Consider the following 21,785-nt stretch of genomic DNA (forward strand, 5'->3'; position numbering starts at 1 on the left):
ACGGCCGCTCCCTCACCGGCCTGCTCACCTCCGACACGCCCACGAGCGTCACCCTCCGCGCCGCGCAAGGCGTGGAGGAAACCATTCTGCGCGCGAACGTCGCCAAGCTCACCAGCAGCAGCACCTCGCTCATGCCGAACGAACTGGAGAAGACGATGACCCGTCAGGAATTGGCGGACTTGATGGCGTTTCTGAAAGGGCAATAGGCGAATGATGCCAATCGTCAAGCTCGCGGAGTGGTTCCTTCAACACCCCTCACCCGCACTTCGGGCATCCTCTCCCCTCGTCCGACGAGGGGAGAGAACCAACGGCCCGCCAACGGCCGCGATTTCGGCCCCTGAACCCGAACGGACACCCCTCACCCCATCCCTCTCCCCTCCTCCGAGGAGGGGAGAGGGTGCTCCCGCTCGGAGCGGGACGGGTGAGGGGTGGCTGTGCGCCAACCGGTTCATGGGCAGGGATGGGGTGAGGGGTGCTGCATCTCCGTTCTGCCGCAAATGCGAGTGGGGCCGAATCGAACCGCTGACTTTTGAATCGTGAGTGAGCCCCACCAAAGCAATCCGTCACCGAGTCTTCTCCCCGCGCTCGGCCTGTTCACGACGACGATGCTGGTCGTGGGCGGCGTGATCGGCTCGGGCATCTTTCGCAAGCCAGGCGTGATGGCGGGCCAGCTCGGCTCGCCGGAGTGGCTGCTGTTCGTGTGGGTGCTCGCCGGCGTCATCACGCTCTTCGGCGCGCTCTCGAACGCGGAAGTTTCCAGCTTCATCACCGAGACCGGCGGCCAATACGTTTTCTACGAGCGGATGTATGGCCCGTTCGCGGCTTACATCTACGGCTGGGCGGTGTTTGCGGTCATCCAGACCGGGAGCATCGCGGCGCTGGCCTACGTGTTCGCGGAGTATTTCGGCAAGCTCCACGCGCTGCCCGAACTGGACCCGGCGACGGCGGCGTGGTCGTTCCACCTGCCGTTCATCGGCGACATCGCGCCGTTCAAGGAGTTTGGCGTGAAGTGCCTCGCGGTCGCCGTCATCGTCCTGCTGACAGCGGTGAACTACCTCGGCGTGCGCTTCGGCGGCCTCGTGCAGAACATCTCGACCATTGCGAAGGTCGGCGGGATGGCGGTGCTGTTCGTGGCGGCCTTCGCGGTGCCGGGCATCGGCGGGAGCGCGGAGCACTTCACCAAGGACAGCGCGGTCATCCACAAGGAAGGGCTGGCGCTCGTGGCGGCGATTGCCGCGGCGCTGCAGGGCGCCTTCTGGGCTTACGACGGCTGGGTGAAGACGAGCTTCTTCGCCGGCGAAGTGCGCGACCCGGAGCGCAACGTGCCGCGCGCGACCGTGCTCGGGATGTTCATCGTCACGGCGATCTACCTCTCGATGAACGTGGCCTATTGCTGGGTGCTGCCGGTGGACGTGATGGCGCAGTCGAAGCTCGTCGCCGCGGACGTCGCCGACAAGATCATGAACGGCGGCGCGCAGTTCATCGCGGTGGTGGTGATGTGCTCCACGTTCGGCGCGAACAACGCCACCATCCTTGCCAGCGCGCGTGTGTATTTCGCGATGGCCCAGCGCAACGTCTTTCCCGCGCTGCTCGGGCGCGTGCATCCGCGCTACCACACGCCGGCGGCGTCGCTCGGGGTGCAGGGTGTGTGGGCGTCGCTGCTTGTGTTCAGCGGCACGTTCGACCAGCTCACGGACACGCTCATCTTCGTGAGCTGGATTTTCTACATGACAGGCGCCTACGGGGTGATCGTGCTGCGGCGCAGGGAGCCCGACGCGCCGCGTCCCTACAAAGTGCCGGGGTATCCGTGGGTGCCCGGAATCTTCGTGGTTTTTGCCGCGGCGTTCCTCTTGATGACGATCTACAACGACATCGCGGCGTATCGCGCGGCAGTCGCCGCGGGCAAGCCGGGCCTGATCAACTTCGCCTTCGGCCTCGTGCTCGTCGCGCTCGGGACGCCCATCTACTTCTACTACCGGAGCCGTCCGAAGGACTCCATGACTTCGAGTTCGTCCGCGACCCCGAGATAGACCTGCTGCACGGCGGCTTCGATTTCCTGCGCACGCGCGCGCCACGCCCTGCAGCGCGCAAGGGTCGGAAAGGCGAACTCCGCCGCCGGCGGCATCCACCATCCGATCTGGTTCAAGTGATCGGCGGGGAAAGGGAATGATCGCTGGTGAACGGGCTTCGTGACGCCCGGCGCGTGCAAGGCCGGCTGCCATCGCTGGGACTTCACCGAGACCAGTCCATCGTTGTCGCCTTCCGCGGCGTGCGTGACATCCCACGATTTCAGAAGCGGGAAAAACGTCTGGTCGCGCACCTGCGCGCCGGACCACGCGGCGTAGTGGACCGCGTTCGCGGCCTCGACGGGCTCGGCGCGTTCGTTGAAACGCCGGCAGGCTTCGGTCGCGAGATCGTGCACGCCTTCGAGCGTGATGAACGGCTGCAGCTTGTCCACCACGCTCTCGAATCCGCGCGCGAGCATGGCATCGGCCACGGGGCTGCCCCAATGCGGCGTGCCGATCGTCGTGAGGCTGGCGACGGTCGCCGCCGCCCCGGTGATGTCCACGATCATGCGCCGCGCGTCGAGCCCGCCCATGCTGTGCGCGATGATGTGGACCTGCCCGGCGTTCAACTCGCGGCGAATCGCGCCGACTTGCGCCGCAAGTTCGTTCGCCCGCACGTCCACCCGCGCCGCGAAGCTGACCTGCGTGTGGCGCGTGGTGAAACCGCGTTCCTCCAGCCGCGACTTGATGAACCGGAAATAGTGGCCCGCGTCGGAGAGCTGCACGCCCTTCGTGCCGACCAGCGCGGCGAACTGCTCGCGAAGCGCGTCGAAGCGCGCGATGCCGCACGCCAGGACGATGGGGAACTTCAGCTTGCCGGCCACGGTCGCGTGCGCCGGACGGCTACCGGTAGCCGCCGGCGATGTAGTTCTCCATCTGCTGGATCGCCTGCTCCTGCGCGGAAATCGTCCAGTTGATAAGATCGCCGATGGAGATGACGCCAAGCACTTTGCCGTCCTTGACGACCGGCAGGTGCCGGAACCGGTGGCTCGTCATGAGCCGCATGCACTCTTCGACCGTCTGCTGCGGCGTGACCGTGACGACCGGCGTGGTGATGACTTCGCTGACGCGGGTCGTGTCGGCGGCGCGGCCCTTGAGCGTGACTTTGCGCGCGTAATCCCGTTCGGAGAGAATGCCGACAAGCTGGTCGCCCTGCATGACGAGGAGCGCGCCGACGTTTTTCGCCGCCATCAACTTGAGCGCGTCCAACACCGTCGCATCGGGCGGGACTGACCAGATCTGGCCGGCCTTGTTGCCGAGAAGATTGTCAATCGTGGCGGTGATCATCGGAGTCCGGAGTCATCAAAGGAACCTATCGCATGGCTCGGGCCGGGAGGGTTCACGGGGCGAATGTGCCCCAACGACCGCGAGGGTCAAGAGCGGTTTCGCATCGTCCGGCTTCGCGGGCGCCTGTCACTGATGCCACTCGCCGGTGAACGGCTTGTAAAACGCCTTCCACTCTCGCTCGAACCACACCGGCGAACTTGGGAACCCCTCCTGCCCGAGCGCATCCACGGCGACGACGTAGTAGCGGCGCGCGTTCTTGCCTGCCTCCGGGTCGGAGAAGGCATTCGCAACGATTGGCTCAGGTGTCAGGCGCGGGATCGGATCCTTGTCGTAGCGGCCATTCATGCGATAGACGCGATAGCCCTTGATGCCGCGCTCCGGATTCCCAGCCCACTTGAGATGACACGTCGCGCCTTCCTCCTTTGAGACCAGCCATTGCACAGGCGAAGGAATTGTGAACTCGGCTGCGGAGGGACCGCTCTCCCCGCCGAGAATCACGGCCCGCACCCGGTAGGCGAACACGGCGAACCGATACGGCCTGCCATCCTTGTCAAGCTGCTCGTCGTTGAATTTGCGCTCGTAGAGCGGCGAGTCGCCGGCCGCCTGCGGCTTGGTCAGGTCAACGCTTGTGTCAGTGAATGAAGGCTCTTTGAGGATCGCTTGCGTCAGCCGTGTAAAGTTCCCGATGCGCGTGACCGCGCCAACGCTTGGCTCCGCGAGTGGTTCGGTCTGGCGCTTGAGCCGCTTGAGCTGGTCTTCCGTCGCCACCTCGACCGGCGCGCGCTCGACGTGAAAGCCGAGCACGTTCGCATGCCGCGGCCGCTTCCACGAAACCTCGACGCGCGTGGCCGATACGACCGAGACGACGATGTCCTCGACGATGCGCGGCGTGGTTCGGTCGGATGGCTTGACGGGTTCGCGCTTCGATTCGCCGGCGAAGCGATACGCCAGCACCTGCTGCTCCGCAGGCCCGTTCGGCGGATGCGTGCGGTTTTCGAGCAGCACCGCGTTCAGCTCCGGAGCGTAAAGGACGTTTCGCGCGCGGTTGCCGGACTGATGCGGCTCCGGCTCCGGGTTCAGCTTCGTCCACGTGTTCGCGCCCGTGTCGAACGCCCACGTCTCCAGGTGCGACTTCGCGTTGTCGCCAGCGCCTTCGCTGACCTTCACGATGCACAGCACCTTCCGCGCGCCGGCGTCGTAGGCCAGCACGGCATCGTTCTTGTCCGTTGGAGGCATCGCGGCGGGTTTCAAGTCGGTCCACTCGTTCTTGTCGAGGTCGTAAGCCCACGTGCGCGGGTCGTTGATGAACTGCGCGCCGAAGAGGATGTGTTTCCGGCGCGCCTCGTCGTAAGCCATGTTCCCGCCGCTGCGGCCCTCGGGTTGCTTCGCGGGCTTCTTGCGCACCCACTCGTTTGCGTGCGGATCATAAACCAACGTGCCGTCATTGCTCGTCTCGCCGCCGAAAAGCACGACGACGCCGTGGTGCGAGTCCCACGACGCGCAGCGCAGCGGCTTCGGGGTCGGCGTCGGCACGGGACGCAAGTTTCGCCATTTGTTTTCCGCGAGGTCGTAGCTCCACACGGATGCGTCGTTGAGATAAATCTCGCGCCACCACTGCCAGCCGTGGCTTCCGCTGAACGACGGAAAGCGCAGGTAGCGCCCTTGAACCGGGTCGAAGACATTCTGCTGCCCGCAACAAATCCCCGGCGGCTGGAGGTTCGGCTCCTTGAGCGTCCACGTGGCTGTGAGCGGGTCAAACGTCCACATCTCCGAATGCTGCTCGCCGCCGCCGCCCTGGTTGTGCCCTCCGTATCGGATCATCACGCGATGTTTCGAGTCCCACACGCACGCGCCCTCGTAGCCGAGCCGCGGCGAAGGCGGCGTGTTCGCGAGCGGCGAGAGCTTCACCCACGAGTTCGGCGGCAGGTTGAGCGACGCGGCGCGGACAGGAGCATTCGAGATGATCAGCAGCGCGACTGCGGCAATCGTCGTCTTCATTTCGCCTCCTTCCATTTCTTGAACTCCGCCAGCAATTCCGCGCGCTCGCAGCGCGGGCGCAGCACGGTGCGGACGTTGAAGCTGTATTCCTTCATCACCTCGGGCTTCTGCACCAGGAACTGAAAATCCCATGCGGGATTCGTGGACTGCAACGGCGCATTCGAGCCGCCACCGCTCGGCGAGTGCGTGAGCCGGATGCCGTCCGTTCGATCGAACATGACGAGCCACACGAGGTCGTCGAAGTTGCCGTAGAAGAACGGCTGGTCGAAGCGGAACCGCGAGAGGCTCTTGAACAGCGTGTCGCGGCTGCCGGCGGGGAAGGTCATCTCGAAGGTGTCATCGCGGTGGCGCACGGTGCTCTGGTCGTTGTGCCACTGCGTGCAAAGCTGCGTCCACTGGTTGCGCTGTGCGTCGAGTCCGCCGAGGAAATACATGGACTTGTCCGCCGGCGCGTTCATGTAGCTCGCCCAAAAGAGCGCCATGTAGCCGCGCGGGAAGACGTGCTGGTGCGGCACGCAGCGGAAGCTCATGTCGAGGTAGTGCGGCGCGATGAGCTTGAAGCGAGTCCAGCTCTCGACGAAGAACGTCGGCGTCGGCGGCTGGTGCAACTCTGCTTCCGTCTCGCTGAGCTGCTTGAAGGTCATCGGTGCGTTGCGCGGCTCGAAGAATACCTTCCCGTCCTCCAGGTGCTCGCCGCTGACGATGTGTTCCAAGTTCAGCCCAGCCACCGCCGGCACGAACAGGCTGCGCGCGCCCGCCCGGTGGCGAAGGCTCCACACACCGTTGTAGCCGGCGCGATGCTCGCCATCCGCCGAGTTGTCGCCGATGACGGCCGTGAGGTCGCCGGATTTGAAAGTGGCTGAGGGCATGAGTGAATCTGTAGCAGGACCAGCCGCCCGTCCGAAAGCAGAAATGCCCCGGAGCCGTTGGATCACCGCCCTTGGCCCGGCTCATCGCCGTCTTCCGTGGGCGGCGGCTCGTTCGAAACCTCCGAGTCCTCGAGCATCCGCTGCTTGAGCTTGTAGAGGAAGAACACCAGCGCCACCAGCACGGCCACCGAACACAACAACGACCCCACCGCCACGATGAGCTTCTTGTTGTCGCGCACTTTGCGCAGGAGTTCCTTCATGCCGCAGTCGGTGGTGCGCGCGACTCTAAAGCCCATTTACAGCCACGCAAGCTTGCGCCACATTCGGCCACAGGTCGCATGGACAAGCCATTCACCTCGCTCAAGGGACAGCTCCTGCTCGACGGCGGGAAGCTCAACGGCTCCTTCTTCCACCGCACCGCCGTGCTCGTCTGCGAGCACAACGCCGAGGGGGCCTTTGGCCTCGTGCTCACCCGCACGGCGGACGCCAAGGTCGGCGAGGCGCTCGTGGCGGACCTGCCCGACGTCATCAAGGAACTCCCCCTGCACCTTGGCGGGCCCGTGCAGACGCAGGCGCTGAGCTACCTTTACTCGGACATCTTCCTGCCCGACGCCGACGTGATGCCCAACCTCGCCCTCGGCCACTCGGTCGAGGAACTCGTCGAGCTCGGCCAATCCTACTCGCCGACGCAGAAGGTGAAGATTTTCGCCGGCTACGCGGGCTGGTCCGCCGGACAGCTCGACGACGAGATGAAGCGCGACGCTTGGCTGACGCATCCCGCCTCGCTCGACCTCGTGTTCAACACCGACCCGGGCGCGCTCTGGAAATCCGTCATCCAGAAGAAAGGCTGGCAATACAAGCTCCTCGCCGACGCGCCCGAGGACCTGTCGTGGAACTGAATCGTCAAAATGGCCGCTCGGCCGCGCGTTTCGGGCGCTTGCCCCGCTTCGTGTAACTGACCTGGCTCGACCGCGCCTGCGCCTTCTCCTTCTCCGTGAGGATGCCTGCGCCGCGCTTGAGTTCGTTGATCTGGTCGCGCACGAGCGCGGCTTTCTCGAACTCCAGGTTCTCCGCGGCCTTCACCATCTCGTCCTCCAACTCGCGCAGCACCGTGCCCACGTCGAAGTCCGCCTGCGCGTCGCGCATCAGCGTCAGCGCCTTGTCGTGGACCTCCTTCTGCGACGAGAGGCTCTCCTCGACGGCGCGGCTCACGCTGCGCGGCGTGATGCCGTGCGCGGCGTTCCAGGCGAGCTGCCTCTGCCGGCGATATTCCGTCGTCGCGAGGAACTTCCTGATGCTGTCCGTCTGCACGTCGGCGTAAAGGATGACCTCGCCGTTCAAGTGCCGCGCCGCGCGGCCCGAGGTCTGAATCAAACTCGTCGTGCTGCGGAGGAAGCCTTCCTTGTCGGCGTCGAGGATCGCCACGAGCGAAACCTCCGGCAAATCCAGCCCTTCGCGCAGGAGGTTGATGCCGACGAGCACGTCGAATTCGCCCTTGCGCAGCGCGCGCAAAATCTCGACGCGCTCGATCGCGTCAATCTCGCTGTGCAGGTAGCGGACGTTGATGCCGATGTCGCGCAGGTAATCGGTGAGTTCCTCGGCGGTGCGCTTGGTGAGCGTGGTGACGAGCGTGCGTTCCTTCACATCCACGCGCTTGCGGACCTCCTCGATGAGGTCGTCAATCTGGCCGGCGAGCGGCTTGAGCGTGACGCGCGGGTCCACGAGGCCGGTCGGGCGGACGACGAGTTCGGCGATGCCTGAATCACCCCTCACCCGCCCTTCGGGCACCCTCTCCCCTTCGGAAGCGGAGAGGGACGGGGTGAGGGGTTGCGTCGCTTTGACTCCGACCGCATTTTCCCTCGCCCACTCGAACTCCCTCGGTCCCGGCGTGGCGCTCACGTAGAGCGTCTGGTTCTGCAACGACTGGAACTCCTCGAAGCGCAGCGGCCGGTTGTCCAGCGCGCTCGGCAGGCGGAAGCCGTGCTCGACCAGCACCGTCTTGCGCGAGCGGTCGCCCTCATACATCGCGCCGATTTGCGGCACCGTCGCGTGCGACTCGTCAATCACGAGCAGCGAGTCCTTGGGAAAGAAATCCATGATCGTGCACGGGCGTGAGCCGGGCGGCCGCGCGGCGATGTGGCGCGAGTAGTTCTCGATGCCGGAGCAGAAGCCCATCTCGAGCATCATCTCCAGGTCGTATTCGGTGCGCATCTTGATGCGCTGCGCCTCGAGCAGCTTGCCGCGCGCCTCGAACCACGCGATGCGCTCCGTCAGTTCCTCGCGGATGGTCAGCGTCGCGCGCTTGAGCTTGTCCATCGGCGTGACGAACTGCTTGCCGGGATAGATCGTCACCGCGCGCAGTTCCTCGATGCGCCCGCCCGTGAGCGGCTCGAAGCGCGTGATGCGGTCAATGTCGTCGCCGAAGAACTCGATGCGCAGCGCGTCCTCGGTGTAGCCGGGGCGCACCTCGACCGTGTCGCCGCGGACGCGGAACTGGCCGCGCTCGAAGGCGATGTCGTTGCGGTTGTATTGGATGTCCACCATGCGCGAGAGGAGCTGGTCGCGCGAGAGGCTCTGGCCGAGCTGGAGCGGGATGACCATCGCCTCGTAGTCCTCCTTGCTGCCGATGCCGTAGATGCACGACACACTCGCGACCACGATCACGTCGCGCCGCGCGAAGAGGCTGCTCATCGTCGAGAGCCGCAGCCGCTCGATCTCCTCGTTGATGGACGAGTCCTTCTCGATGAACGTGTCCGTGCGCGGGATGTAGGCCTCGGGCTGGTAGTAGTCGAAGTAGCTGATGAAATACTCGACGGCGTTGTTGGGGAAGAATCCCTTGAACTCCGCGTAAAGCTGCGCGGCGAGCGTCTTGTTGTGCGAGATGACCAGCGTGGGGCGCTGCACGCGCGCGATGACGTTCGCGACGGTGAAGGTCTTGCCCGAGCCGGTGACGCCAAGGAGGACTTGATGCTTCGCGCCCGCGTTCAAGCCCGCGGCGAGCTTCTCAATCGCCTGCGGCTGGTCGCCCGCGGGCTTGTAAGAAGAGACGAGCTCGAACACGCGCTGACGCTACGAGCGACCCGGAGGGGTGTCAACGAAGGCGGCCGCGACTACGCGAGAATCTGCTTCACCACGTGCCCGTGCACGTCGGTGAGGCGGCGCTCGACGCCGTTGTGGCGGAAGGTGAGGCGCTCGTGGTCAATCCCGAGCAGATGCAACACTGTCGCGTGCAGGTCGTAGCAGTAGGTGCGGTCCTTCCCTGCCTTCCACGACCAGGCATCGCTTTCGCCGTGCGTCGCACCACCGCGGATGCCCGCGCCCGCAAGCCACCCAATCCCGGTGCCGCCGTTGTGGTCGCGGCCGGTCGCGCCCTGCGTGAAGGGCATGCGGCCGAACTCGGTGCTGAACACGACGAGCGTGTCCTCGAACAACCCGCGCGCCTTGAGGTCCGTGAGCAGGCCGGCGATCGGTTTGTCCACCTGACCGGCGATGGACGGCAGTTCGTTCGGGATGTCGCCATGGTTGTCCCAGTTGTTCTTCGGGCCTCCCGCGCCGCTCCACACTTGCACGAAGCGCACGCCGCGCTCGATCAATCGCCGCGCGTGCAGGCAGCGCCGGCCGAAGTCATCCGTCGCCTTCTCGCCGACCCCGTAGCGCTTGCGCGTCGCCTCGGTTTCGCCCGCGAGATTGAACGCCTCGGGCGCGCTCGACTGCAGCTTCGCCGCGAGTTCGTAGGACGCGATGCGCGCGTCGAGCCGCGAGTCGCCGGGATTCGCCGCGGCGTGCGCGCGGTTCATCTTCGCGAGCAACGCGAGGCCGTCTCGCTCACTCGCAGGCGGGAGCGACTTCGGGGGATTCGCCGGAAACAGGTCAGGAATCGGCTGCGGCGCCGTGGCGTTCACGATGGTGCCCGCGTGCATCACGGGCAGGAAACCGCTGGAGAAGTTGCCCTTCGCGTTGTAGGGCAGGCCGCGCGAGTCGGGCAGCACCACGAACGTCGGCAGATTGTCCGAGAGGCGGCCAAGCCCGTAAGACATCCACGCGCCCATGCACGGAAAGCCCGGCGCGATGAAGCCCGTGTTCATCATGTAGCTCGCGGGGCCGTGCACGTTCGTCTTCGACGCGAGCGCCATGAGGAACGCGATGTCGTCCACGCAACCCGCGAGGTGCGGGAACACGCTGCTGACCCAGCGCCCGCACTGGCCGTGCTGCTGGAAGTCGAACACGCTCTTCATCACCTTGCCCGGCTCGCTCGTCGCGGCCTCGACGCGCTCGCCGGTGCCGGGATCGAACTTTTCGCCGTGACGCTTCGTGAGTTCGGGCTTGTGATCGAACGTGTCCATCTGGCTCACGCCGCCGTTCATAAAGAGCTGTATGACGCGGCGAACCTTTGCCCGATGATGCAGCCCGCCGTTGAACTCCGGCCGCGGCTTGGGCGCGTCAGCCCCAAGCAAATCCTCGACGCCCAGCAAGTGCGCGAGCGCGACGCCGCCGAGTCCGCCGCCGAAGCGCCAGAGGAAGTCGCGACGGCCGCAACGGAGGTCAGTTGATGAACAGGAATTCACTGGAGTTGAAGAGCAGCCGGCAGAACGCCGCGAGCCCGTGCTGCTCGATGTAGGGAACGAAGTCCGCAATCTCCGCCGGGGTGGGCGCGCGGTTGAGCGCGAGCGCGAACGCCCGCTTCACGCGCGCCCCGGTCCCCTGCGTCTCGCGTTCGAGGCGTGCGGCGAAGTGCTCCGACTGGCGCAGCACGAAGTCGTTGTTCCAGACCGCAAGCGCCTGCAGCGGCGTGTTCGACTCCGCGCGCGCGGGCGTGCTGACCGACGTGTCCGCGAAGTCGAGCGCCTCCATGAACGGGTCGGGCAGCGTTCGGAACACGAAGCGATACACGCTGCGGCGGCGTCCGGCGGGAGAGTCCCAGTCGAACTTCGAGTATTCCACCGTGGGCGTGACGTGGATGCCGGGCCCGAGCGCGAAGTGCCGCGCACTCGGTCCGCCCGTCGTGAGATCGAGCTGGCCGGACACCGAGAGCATCGCATCGCGCACGCACTCGGCGTCGAGCCGCGTCCGGTTCTGGCGCCAGAGCAGGCGGTTGTCCGCATCCATGGTTCCATGCGTGAGTTTGGAGTTTCGAGTCAAGCGCACCGCGGCCGCGCCCGAAAGCGCGGGCTCGCAATTCGAAGCCTGCCGATACGCCGCACTGGTCACGATGATCCGGTGCAACCACTTGAGCGAACCCCCGCGATCACGGAACTCGGCGGCGAGCCAGTCGAGCAGGTCGGGATGCGTCGGAAGCGAGCCCATCCTTCCAAAGTCATTCGGCGTGTCGACGAGCCCGCGACCGAAGTGATGCTGCCAGACGCGATTCACGATAGAGCGCCACACGAGCGGGTTCTGCGGGTCGGTGAGCCACAGCGCGAGCGAGGCGCGGCGTGCGGACTCGTCCGGCTCCGCTGCGAGGTCGAAGCGCGCAGGCAGCGCAGCAACACAATCGAGCGCCCCCGGGGACGCGGGGTCGAGCTTTCGCCCGATCTCGCCGCGGCGCAGCATGTGGACAGGACGCGGGCCCATCGGCGGCTTGTGACTGCCGTCAGGCTCGAAGTCGCTCGCGGCGGCAAAGACGAGCTGCGGCTTCGGCATCGCCGCGAGCTCGCGCGTGAGTTTCTCCTTCAGCCAGTGCGCCGCGAGTTCCTGACGCTGCGCCGGCGTGCGATCGGCGGGTGGCGTCGAGGCGAGACGCGCGAGGGCATCGGGCAGCACCGGCAGGCTCAGCGGACGCGGCGCCGTCGTGACCGATATGCGGAACCGGCCGATGAGATGACCGCCGCCGTGCAGTTGTTCGAGGACGAACGTGATCCGCGAAGCCGTGGTGTTTGCGAGCGGCGCGGCGAACTCAAACACGGCCTGATGCGATTTGCCGACCTCGGGATAGATGCCCCACGCGGTGGCCGGCTTGTTGTCGAGCGCGTGCTGGATGGTCCAGCCCTGTTGGTTGAAGTCGGCGAGCGGGTTTTGAAATGCGATGGCCCTTGGCTCGCCGCCCGATTGTGGCGCGGCGCCCGCTTTGAACTCCGTGAGGTGCAGGTTCCCGTTATCCTGGCGACCGGGGCCTTTCTTCGGCAGCGAGTCGTCCGTGAGGACTTCGAGGCGGACGCCAGTAATCCCCCGCAGTTCGGTCGCGGCAACGAATGTGTAAGTGTCCTTCTCGGGACGCCCGCCGGTGGCGAGCACGGAGCCGTCGGGATGCGGCACGAGCTTGGAGCCGTTCAGCGATGTCACGGACTCGGGCGTGAGCGTGGTCCAGACGATGAGTCGCGCCGCGGCAAGTTCGCGCGCGAGCCAGGCTTCGACATCGGCCTGCATCGCGGGCGTGAGCAGCGCCTCCATAAACGCGGGCTCGCGTTTCTCCAGCGCGACGACTTTGGCGCGAAGGTCGGCGCGGCGCTTCGAGATGGCGGGGTCGGGGTCGAAGGCGCGGTTCGCCTTCTCCACGCCGGCGAAGACAGCTTGCAGGCTGTAGTAATCGCGCTGCGGGATGGGGTCAAATTTGTGGTCGTGACAGCGCGCGCAATGGACGGAACTGCTCGCGAACGCGCTCATCACGGCGGTCACGATGTCGTCGCGGTCGAGGTAGCGGCCGATTTCGCGGTCGAGCGTGTCTTCGCGGATGTCGCGCAGCGAACTCTCGTCCCACGGCCCGGCGGCAAGAAAGCCGAGCGCGGGAATGAGCCGCGGCTCGCCGGGGAAGAGCGCATCCGCGGCGACCTGCTCCTGCACGAAACGCGCCCACGGCTTGTCGGCGTTGAGCGACTCGATGACGTAGTCGCGGTAGGGCCAGGCGTTCTCGCGCACGCGGTCCTGGTCGTGGCCGTGCGTCTCGGCGAAGCGCGCGACGTCGAGCCAGTGGCGAGCCCAGCGTTCACCGTGTCGCGGGCTGGCGAGAAGACGGTCCACGAGACGCTCGATCGCGGCGTCTCCGTGTCTCCGCGTCTCCGCGTCCTTGGCCGACGACGCGGGGACGCTGGGACGCGGAGACGCGGGGAAGGTGCTGGCAAACTCCTCCACATCCTCCGGCGCCGGGGGCAGGCCGACGAGGCCGAAATGGAGCCGGCGAATCAGCGTGCGCGCGTCAGCCTCCGGCGATGGAGAGAGGCCCTTCTCGCGCAGTTTCGAGACGATGAAAGCGTCGATGGGATTTCGGATTTCAGTTTTCGAATTGCGGAGAATTGGGACGACCGGGCGGACAATGGGCTTGAGGGACCACCAGTTCGTTGCGGCATTCGCTGGTGAAGTTTTCGCCGCCGCGCCTTCCGCATCGGGCGCCAGGAACAGGACGAACGCAGCCGGGCACGCGAGTTTACTCCAACCTGTCATGGCGCAGGCTCACGCCAGCAGCGGCTTCACGACTTCGCCCGCCACGTTCGTGAGGCGCATGTCGAGCCCTTGGAACTTGAAGTTCAGCCGCGTGTGGTCAATGCCCAGCAGGTGCAGCATCGTGGCGTGGAGGTCGTTCACGTGCATGCGGTCCACGGTGGCGTGGTAGCCGAAGTCGTCCGTCGCGCCGTAAGTGACGCCGCCCTTGACGCCGCCGCCGGCGAGCCAGATGGAGAAGGCCTTCTGGTGATGGTCGCGGCCGTTGCCCTGCGCCATCGGCGTGCGGCCGAACTCGCCGTTCCACAGGATGAGGGTGTCCTTGAGCATGTCGCGCTGCTTGAGGTCGGTGAGCAGCGCGGCCATCGGCTGGTCCACCTCGGCGGCGGTGCCGCGCACGTGGTCCTTGATGCTGCCGTGGTGATCCCAGTCGCGGTGGTAAAGCTGGATGAAGCGCACGCCGCGCTCCGCGAGGCGGCGCGCGAGCAACGCATTCGAGGCGAAGGAGCCGTCGCCGGGCTTCGCGCCGTAGAGGTCGAGCGCGCTCGCGGGCTCCTTCGAGATGTCCATCAGGTCGGGCACGCTCGCCTGCATGCGGAACGCCATTTCATACTGGCTGATGCGCGTGGCGATCTCGGGGTCGTCCACGACGGCGTTCTGCAGCTGGTTCAACTTCTGCACGGCGCGCACGACGTCCTCCTGCTGGCCGGGCGCGATGCCGCGCGGGTTTTTCACGTAGAGGACGGGGTCGCCCTTCGAGCGCAACTCGACACCGGTGAACTTCGTCGGCAGGAATCCGCTCGCCCACTGCCGCGCGGACACGGGCTGCGACTGGCCGAACTTGCCCGTGGACAGCAGCACGACGAAGCCCGGCAAATCTTCGCACTCGGAGCCGAGCCCGTAGAGCAGCCACGAGCCGAACGACGGCCGGCCGCTGATGAGCGTGCCGGTGTTCATGTAGGTGTGCGCCGGATCGTGGTTGATGGCCTCGGTGTGCATCGAGCGGACGATGGCGAGCTCATCCGCGTGCTCCGCGAGTTTCGGGAAGATCTCCGAAATCTCCTGTCCCGACTGGCCGGCCTTCTTGAATTCCCATTGCGGCCCGAAACACTTGAGCGCCTTGTTGCCCTGCAACTGCGCGATGGGCTGTCCCGCCGTGATGCTCTCGGGCATTGGTTCGCCGTGGAGTTTCGCGAGATGCGGCTTGGGGTCGAACGTTTCGAGGTGTGACGGCCCGCCCGCCATGTAGAGCTGGATGACGCGCCTGGCCTTTGGCGGATGATGAAACGGCCGCACGACGCCCGGCCACCTGTCGGACTTCGCGGGAGCCGGCGAGGCGGCAAAGATCCGCGAAGCGAGGAGGTCCGCGAATGCCGCGGTGCCGACGGTCGCGCCGGCGCGGCACAGAAACGCGCGACGGTTCAATTCGTTCTGGAGTAGCAAGGGGTTCATCTCAGTTTCGCGTGATCGTCTCGTGCAGGTTCAGGATGGTCCGCGCGACGCTGGTCCACGAGGCCAGTTCGGTGGCGTCGAGGTCCTTCGCCGCGGGCTTCCCGCCGGATTTGAGCAGTTCATCCACGGCGGCCTTGTCGGTGGCGTATTGCTGGTGATGCTTGGACTGGAGTTCGGTGAGCAGCTTCAGTTCATCGGGCAGCGGTTTGCGCGAGAGCGCCGCGCGGTAGGCGAACTCGATGCGGCTCTTCGCGTCCTGGCCGCCCTCGCGGACGATGCGCTCTGCGAAGGTGCGCGCGGCTTCTACGTAAGTCGGGTCGTTGAGCAGCACGAGCGCCTGCTGCGGCGTGTTCGAGCGGACGCGCTCGGCGACGCATTCCTCGCGCGTGCTCGCGTCGAACGCCGCAAGGCTCGGGTGCAGGAACGTCCGGCACCAATAGGTGTAAACGCCGCGGCGATACAACCCGTCGCCGCTGTCGTTCTGCCATTCGCGCTTCGGGAAGTTCAGGTAGCTCCAGTAGCCGGGCGGCTGGTAGGGCTTCGCGCTTGGTCCGCCGACGCTCAAGTTCAGCAAGCCGGCGACCGCGAGCGCGTTGTCGCGCACCATCTCGGCGTCAATGCGGAACCGCCCCTGCCGCGCGAGTTGCGCGTTGTAAGGGTCCTTCTGCCGAAGTTCAGGCGTGTCGCGCGACGTGCGCCGATACGTGTCCGACGTGGCGATGAGTTTCATCAACCGCTTCACGTCCCAGCCGCTGGCGATGAAGTCCTGCGCGAGCCAGTCGAGCAACTCGGGATGCGATGGGTGCGTCCCCTGACGGCCGAAGTCCTCAAGCGTGGTGACGATGCCGCGGCCGAACATGAGCTTCCACGCGCGGTTGACGAAGACCCGGGCGACGAGCGGGTTGTCCGGCGCGGTCATCCACTTCGCCAAGTCGAGGCGCGTGGCCCGGCCCTTCGCATCAAGCTTGCCGAGGAACGCAGGCAGCGCGGGCTGCACAATCTCGCCGTCGTCGCTGAGCCAGTTGCCGCGCGGCAGGATGCGCATCATGCGCGGCTCGCTCGATGCGGTCATCATGGTGCGGACGACCTTCGCGTCCACGGCGGCGCGGGCGGCCTTCGCTTCGTTCAACTGCTTGTGCAGCGGGTCAAACGTCGCTCGACTGCCGCCCCACACGAACTCGACGTAGTGCTCGCGGATGGTTTTGCGCTGCGCGTCGGTGCGTTTGTCGTCGGCAACCTTGATCGCGTCCACGACGGGCTTGGGCACGGCGGACTTCGTCTCGGCCTTCACCTTGGCTTCCCACGCGCGCTGTGACGCGGCCGGGAGGTCGGGCTTGGGCGGCGGGCGCTTCGCAGACGTCGCATCCTTCGGCTCGTCCTTCGGTGCCGGAAGCGGCAGCGGTTCCGGTTCCTCATACTTCGCCTTCGCGACGGCTTCGCGGATGGACTTCTCGACCGCGGCGATCTGCTTGTCGGCGGCGTCGAGATTGGCCTTCTGTTCGGCGGTCGGCAGCGGCACGGTTTCGAGTCCGCCGACGGCGGTCTCCTTCACATCGGAGAAGAACGACGCGAAACTGTAGAAATCGCGCTGTGTGAACGGGTCGTATTTGTGGTCATGGCACTCGGCGCAACCCATCGTCGAGCCAAGCCACACGACCGACGCGTTGCGGACGCGGTCGGCGGCATACTTGGCGGTGTATTCCTTCGGTTGCGCGCCGCCCTCCTCGGTGGTCATGAGCAGCTTGTTGTAACCACTGGCGACGCGCTGCTCCTGCGAAGCCTCGGGGAACAAATCACCCGCGAGTTGCTCCGCGGTGAACACATCGAACCGCTTGTTCGAGTTGAAGGCGTTGATCACGTAGTCGCGATACGGCGTGATGCTCTGGTGCTGGTCGCCATGGTAGCCGCGCGTGTCCGCGTAACGCACGAGGTCGAGCCAATACATCGCCATCCGCTCGCCGTAATGCGGCGACGCAAGCAGGCGGTCCATGAGAGCTTCGACTGCAGCCGCCTCCCGTTCTCCCTTTCTCCCCTTCTCCGCTGCGCTGGCGGAGGCCGGGGCGCGGGGGAGAGAGGGAGCGGGGGAGAAGGCACGAACAAACAACTCCACCTCCTCCGGCTTCGGCGGAAGGCCCGTGAGATCGAACGACAGCCGTCGGATCAACGTCACCGGGTCGGCCTCGGGCTGTGGCTTGAGCTTCTGCGCTTCAAGCTTCGCGAGGGCAAAGTTATCAATCGGATTCCGCACGCGCTCCTTTGCCTTTACCGCGGGGACTACGGGCTTCGCCACGGGCTGATACGCCCAGTGCATCTGATACTCCGCGCCCTGCTCGATCCATCTCTTGAACAGCTCGATTTGCTGCGACGTGAGCTTCTTGCCTGTCTCGGCCGGCGGCATGAGATCGTCGGGGTCCTTCGTCGTGAGGCGGCGGACCAGTTCGCTTTGCGAGGGCTTCTTCGCGATGATCGCCGTCCTGCCCGACTTGGCGGGCTTGGTCGCGACCTCGCGCAAGTCGAGACGCAGGCCGCCCTTCACATGCTTCGGGTCCGGCCCGTGGCACTTGAAACAGGTGTCCGACAGGATGGGCCGGATGTCACGGTTGAAGTCCACCTTCTGCGAACTCGCCGCGGCGTGAGCACTGGCGCAAAGCATCGACGCCGTCGCGGCGAACGGGAGGAATCGGTTTCGCATGGCTCGGATATGGTAGGGAGATGGACGGGGCCCGGCGCGAGAAAAATCACTCCACGTAAACGAACGCGTTGAGGTTGAAGAGCACGCGGCAAAACTCGCCCAGCGGGGAAGTGGCGAGGAATTCGCGCGCGAGTTGCGCCTCGTGCGCGGTGGGTGAATTCACGGCGTGGCCCTTCACTTCAGATTCAACTCCGCGATGAGTCTGGCGACGCGCTCGTCGTCGAGGCGGTCCTTGTGAACGGCGATGTTCTTGGGCGCGCCGATGGCGGTGTAGCTCGCGCGCAGCATGACGGTGCTGAAGTGCCCGCCGCTGTTGTGCAGCACGAGCGGGTTGGGGGCGGCGAGCAGGATGGGGGTCTCGAACGCGCCCATGCGGCGGAAGCCTGGCACGAACATCGCGGGCGCGAGCAGGGCGTCGTCGTTCATCACGTCAAAGTCCGAGCAATCCGCGACCACGGCGTCGGCGCCGGGCGCGGCGAGGAGCGTCCACAATCCGGCGGTGCCGAGTCCGCAGAGGATCACCTGCCGTCCGCGTGATTCCACGTGGAGGAACGCGCAGACGGTCAGCAAATCCTGCACGCGCTCCTGCAGGTCGGTGCGGTTGTAGGTGGTGAAGTAGTTCCGGTGCGGGTCGCGCCGGACCACTGCGGAAGGATCGGCGAGTTCGCCCGTGAGGAAGGTGTCGAGGACCAGCACGGCGCTGCCGTCGAGCACGAGCTGGCGCGCGAGCCCCTGCGCCATGCCGTTCGGCGCGATGAATGGCGACTTGCCGTCGGAATGCGCGAGCACGACGGTGCGGCCGAGTTTGTCGTCCTTGGGCGTGAACAGCACGGCGGGCAACCGGTCGCCCCGGCTGTCGCGGCCGATGGCGAGGCGCGTGACCGTGTAAGGCCCATACGGCAGGGCGTCGGGGCGCTCGACGACGAGCCCGCCAACGGGGAATTGAAGCTGCATGGTGTGCTTCCAAAGCGGCGTGAGCGCCTCCTTGACGTGCTTGAGCGAGGCGCTGTCCATCGGGCGGAGCGAGGCGAGATGGGAGCGTGCTTCGAGAATGCGCGACTGGACGAACGCGACCTCGCTGATGGCGCCGGGCGCGAGCTGGTTCGTGCCGGGGAATACGCGGAGCGCGGCGTCGGGCTCCTTGCTGAACGGGAATTCCACACGGGCATCCTTGAGCGGCGCCTTGAGCAGCCAGTGCTCGAACCACGGATAGACGGCCTCGCGCGAGGTCTTGTTGTAGTTGTGCGGGAAGTCGAAGGTGACGTGGCGAAACCGGTCCGCGGCCTTGAGCCCGGGCGCGTTGAAGAGCTTGTAAACGCCCGCGATGCCCGGGCCCTCGATGGTCTGCGTGGTCTTCGTCCAGTCCCCGCTGGCGGCAACGAGGATTTGCGGGCGCGGCGCGGGGACGGCCGCGATTTCCATGTTTGAGTAATTCAACCGCAGGCCGGGCGCGTTTTCGCAAAGGCAGCCGCCCTGCATCGAGTGCGACACCATGACGACGGGGGCCTGCGCAGCGAGGTTGCCGGCGATGGCGCCGAGCATGAACGTCTGCGTGCCGCCGCCGGACTCGCCGGTGCACGCGAGGCGCGCGGGGTCCACGTCGGGCAGCGACATGAGGAACATCATGGCGCGAAGGCTGTTGTAAGTCTGGAGTCCCATCAGGTTCAGACTCCAAAATTGGGCGGTGGGGCTGGTGAGGATGCGGCCGTGCGACCCGAACTGCATTGTGTCATTGTAGCCGAACATGTCGTAGCTGAACGCGACCATGCCGGACTGGGCGAAGTTGATGCAGCGGCCCGCGATGGAGCCATTCGGTTCGTCGGCCATGCGGCCCTTGCCCCAGTGGCCGTGCGGGTTGAGGACGCCGGGGAACGGGCCGTTGCCGCGGCCCAGCGGGCGGTAGAGGTTGCCCGCGAGGACCACGCCGGGGAACGTCTCGAAGTGGACTTTTTCAATCGAGTATCCGTCGCGCGCGATGCGGCCAAAGACCGTGGCGTTGAGCGGCGACTGCTCGGGGAACGGCCACAAGCCGCAGCTCACGAGGATCTGCTCGCGGATTTGCTTCGCGCGCGCCTGCCATTCGGCTTTCGACCCGATGACGGGAAATGGGCGCGGGGTGTTGAGATCGCGGACGACGTCCGCCCGCTGGTCTTTCGCGGGAAGCGACGGCGCGGCGGAGCCGAAGGGAACAAGCGCGCCGGCAGCGACAACGAACGAAAGCAAACTGCGGACCGGGCGATTCATGCGAGCAGCGGCAGGATAACGGCCGAAGCGGGGAAGTTGAGCAAAAACTTGGAGCCGGCCGGCGCGTGATTCTGGCGCCGCGATCGTGTTTGCGAACTACGTCACTGACTTGCCGTGGCGCCCGGCCATGAGGAATTCGAGGAAAACCCCAAGGCTCTGGTTGAGGTCCTTGCGCGGCACGATGGCGTCGATGAGGCCGTGGTCGAGGAGGAATTCCGCGGTCTGAAAACCCGGCGGCAGGTCCGCCTGTGTGGTGTCCTTGATCACGCGCGGCCCCGCGAAACCGATCATCGCGCCCGGTTCGGCGAGGATGAGGTCTCCGAGGCTTGCGTAGCTCGCCATCACGCCCGCGGTCGTCGGGTGGGTCAGGACGCTGATGTAAGGCAGCCGCGCCCGGCCGTGATAGGCGAGCGCCGCGCTCGTCTTGGCCATCTGCATGAGGCTGAACATGCCCTCATACATGCGCGCGCCGCCGGAGGTTGAGATGATGATGACGGGCAGACCGCGCGAGGTGCCGGCCTCGATGAGGCGGGTGAGCTTCTCGCCGACGACCGAGCCCATCGAGCCGCCAAGGAAGCTGAAGTCCATCACGCCGAGCGCGACCGCCTGCCCGCCGATGCGGCCGATGCCGGTGGTCACGGCGTCCTTCAGGTTGGTGCGATCCTGGTAATCTTCGAGCTTCGAGGCGTAAGTGGCGACGCCGGTGAACTTGAGCACGTCCACGCTGGTCATCCCGGCGTCCATCTCCTCGAAAGAACACGTCTCGACAAGCGAGTGAATCCGCTCGCGCGCGCCGATGGTGAAGTGATGGCTGCACTTGGGACAGACCTTCAGGTTGGCATCAAGTTCCTTGTCGTAGAGGATCGACGCGCAATTGGGGCACTTCTTCCAGAGCCCTTCGGGGATTTCCTTCTTGCGGGTCTTGGAGCTGCCAAGCTTGGGCTTGCGGAAGAACGCCGTCTCCGCCGTGGCGGTCAAGGGGGTGACAGCCGGTTCAACACCTTCGGAGCCGAGAGATTTGCGTGTGAATGAAGTGGTCGCCATGGTCAAACGGTCGCAAAAGAACGGGCCGAACGGTTGCCCCATCGTGGTCGGCTTCGCGCGGGGAGGCAACGGAAAACTTTGGAATGCCCGGCCCCGCCTGCGCGGGCATCCGGCGCGTCAGAGACGTGTTCCGAGCACTCCGCGCGCGAGTGTCCACACGCAGACTTCGCCGGCGCCGCCGTCCATGAGGACCTTTGCGGCGGCGCTTGTCGTCGCGCCGGTCGTCAGCACGTCGTCCACGAGCACCACACGTTCGCCCCGCAGCACGGCGCCGTCGCGGAGGGCGAAGGCGCGGGCGACATTCGCGGCGCGCGCCTTGCGGGTGAGCTTGGTCTGCGTGCGGGTCGGCAGCACGCGGCGGAGGAGCTTCGTGTTCAGTCGCAGTCCGGCGGCGGTTGCGAGATGGCCGGCGAGCCGGGTGGCCTGGTTGAATTCGCGCTCGCGCTCCTTCACGGGATGCAACGGCACGGGCACCACGACCTCCCACCGCGAGGCGCGGAGCCCGGGCGCGGCTTCGCGCACGAGCAGCTCCGCAAGGAACGGCTCGAACCACACCGCCTGCGAATACTTGTAGCGGTGGATCACATCGAGCAGGAAGTCATTCGCGATGGCGGCGGCGCGCGCCTGACTGAAGTGGAGTTCCATCTCACGACAGTTGGAACACTCGAACGTCGTGGCGATGTCGCCTTCGAAGGGGAGCCCGCACCGGTCGCAGCAGGGCGGGAGCACGAACTTCACCTGACACCGGCAGCCGGCGCAGAC

At 66.1% G+C, this 21,785-nt stretch carries 15 protein-coding genes; 2 read left to right on the forward strand and 13 right to left on the reverse strand.

The genetic code is table 11. The features are described 5' to 3' along the window. Positions 1-533: 533 nt before the first annotated feature. On the forward strand, positions 534-2,030 hold the full coding sequence (locus FJ386_11840; protein ID MBM3877398.1) for an amino acid permease: 1,497 nt from the start codon (positions 534-536) through the stop codon (positions 2,028-2,030). Here the strand turns inward: FJ386_11840 and FJ386_11845 are convergent. The 5 genes from FJ386_11845 to FJ386_11865 form a co-directional block, all read right to left on the reverse strand. Further along, the gene (locus tag FJ386_11845) at positions 1,973-2,890 is read right to left on the reverse strand and encodes a hypothetical protein (GenBank protein ID MBM3877399.1); all 918 of its coding nucleotides are present in this window, start codon (positions 2,888-2,890) and stop codon (positions 1,973-1,975) included. The genes FJ386_11840 and FJ386_11845 overlap by 58 nt on opposite strands. A 19-nt stretch (positions 2,891-2,909) precedes the next feature. Continuing rightward, the gene (locus tag FJ386_11850) at positions 2,910-3,353 is read right to left on the reverse strand and encodes a CBS domain-containing protein (protein ID MBM3877400.1); all 444 of its coding nucleotides are present in this window, start codon (positions 3,351-3,353) and stop codon (positions 2,910-2,912) included. 126 nt (positions 3,354-3,479) lie between these two features. Continuing rightward, the gene (locus FJ386_11855) at positions 3,480-5,351 is read right to left on the reverse strand and encodes a hypothetical protein (GenBank protein ID MBM3877401.1); all 1,872 of its coding nucleotides are present in this window, start codon (positions 5,349-5,351) and stop codon (positions 3,480-3,482) included. After that, entirely contained in the window at positions 5,348-6,220 is an 873-nt protein-coding gene (locus FJ386_11860) for a hypothetical protein (GenBank protein ID MBM3877402.1), read from the reverse strand. Before FJ386_11860 ends, FJ386_11855 begins: the two co-directional genes overlap by 4 nt. 62 nt (positions 6,221-6,282) lie before the next feature. Next, the gene (locus FJ386_11865) at positions 6,283-6,516 is read right to left on the reverse strand and encodes a hypothetical protein (GenBank protein ID MBM3877403.1); all 234 of its coding nucleotides are present in this window, start codon (positions 6,514-6,516) and stop codon (positions 6,283-6,285) included. 42 nt (positions 6,517-6,558) lie between these two features. Between FJ386_11865 and FJ386_11870 the strand changes: the two genes are divergently transcribed. After that, on the forward strand, positions 6,559-7,119 hold the full coding sequence (locus FJ386_11870) for a YqgE/AlgH family protein (protein ID MBM3877404.1): 561 nt from the start codon (positions 6,559-6,561) through the stop codon (positions 7,117-7,119). 4 nt (positions 7,120-7,123) lie between these two features. On the opposite strand, the gene uvrB is transcribed toward FJ386_11870, so the two are convergent. The 8 genes from uvrB to FJ386_11910 all read right to left on the reverse strand — a co-directional run bounded on the left by uvrB (position 7,124) and on the right by FJ386_11910 (position 21,668). After that, positions 7,124-9,280, reverse strand: coding sequence for an excinuclease ABC subunit UvrB (gene uvrB / locus FJ386_11875; protein ID MBM3877405.1), 2,157 nt, complete (start codon positions 9,278-9,280; stop codon positions 7,124-7,126). A gap of 50 nt (positions 9,281-9,330) precedes the next feature. After that, a complete protein-coding gene (locus FJ386_11880) occupies positions 9,331-10,785 on the reverse strand; it encodes a DUF1501 domain-containing protein (protein MBM3877406.1) in 1,455 nt (484 codons plus the stop codon). Next, positions 10,763-13,594, reverse strand: a complete 2,832-nt coding sequence (locus FJ386_11885; protein MBM3877407.1) for a DUF1553 domain-containing protein — start codon at positions 13,592-13,594, stop codon at positions 10,763-10,765. Before FJ386_11885 ends, FJ386_11880 begins: the two co-directional genes overlap by 23 nt. Positions 13,595-13,603: 9 nt before the next feature. Then, positions 13,604-15,043, reverse strand: coding sequence for a DUF1501 domain-containing protein (locus FJ386_11890; GenBank protein ID MBM3877408.1), 1,440 nt, complete (start codon positions 15,041-15,043; stop codon positions 13,604-13,606). Between the two features lies 1 nt (position 15,044). Then, on the reverse strand, positions 15,045-17,735 hold the full coding sequence (locus tag FJ386_11895) for a DUF1553 domain-containing protein (GenBank protein ID MBM3877409.1): 2,691 nt from the start codon (positions 17,733-17,735) through the stop codon (positions 15,045-15,047). A gap of 174 nt (positions 17,736-17,909) precedes the next feature. Continuing rightward, positions 17,910-19,979 (reverse strand): hypothetical protein, encoded by a 2,070-nt coding sequence (locus FJ386_11900; GenBank protein MBM3877410.1) that lies wholly within the window; start codon positions 19,977-19,979, stop codon positions 17,910-17,912. Positions 19,980-20,075: 96 nt separating this feature from the next. Further along, on the reverse strand, positions 20,076-21,023 hold the full coding sequence (locus tag FJ386_11905) for an acetyl-CoA carboxylase carboxyltransferase subunit beta (protein ID MBM3877411.1): 948 nt from the start codon (positions 21,021-21,023) through the stop codon (positions 20,076-20,078). Positions 21,024-21,140: 117 nt separating this feature from the next. Further along, positions 21,141-21,668: a ComF family protein gene (locus tag FJ386_11910; GenBank protein MBM3877412.1), complete on the reverse strand. Its 528-nt coding sequence runs from the start codon at positions 21,666-21,668 to the stop codon at positions 21,141-21,143. Positions 21,669-21,785 lie beyond the last annotated feature (117 nt).

The sequence above is a fragment of the Verrucomicrobiota bacterium genome (genome assembly GCA_016871675.1).
In the GTDB taxonomy this organism is placed as follows: Bacteria; Verrucomicrobiota; Verrucomicrobiia; order Limisphaerales; family VHCN01; genus VHCN01.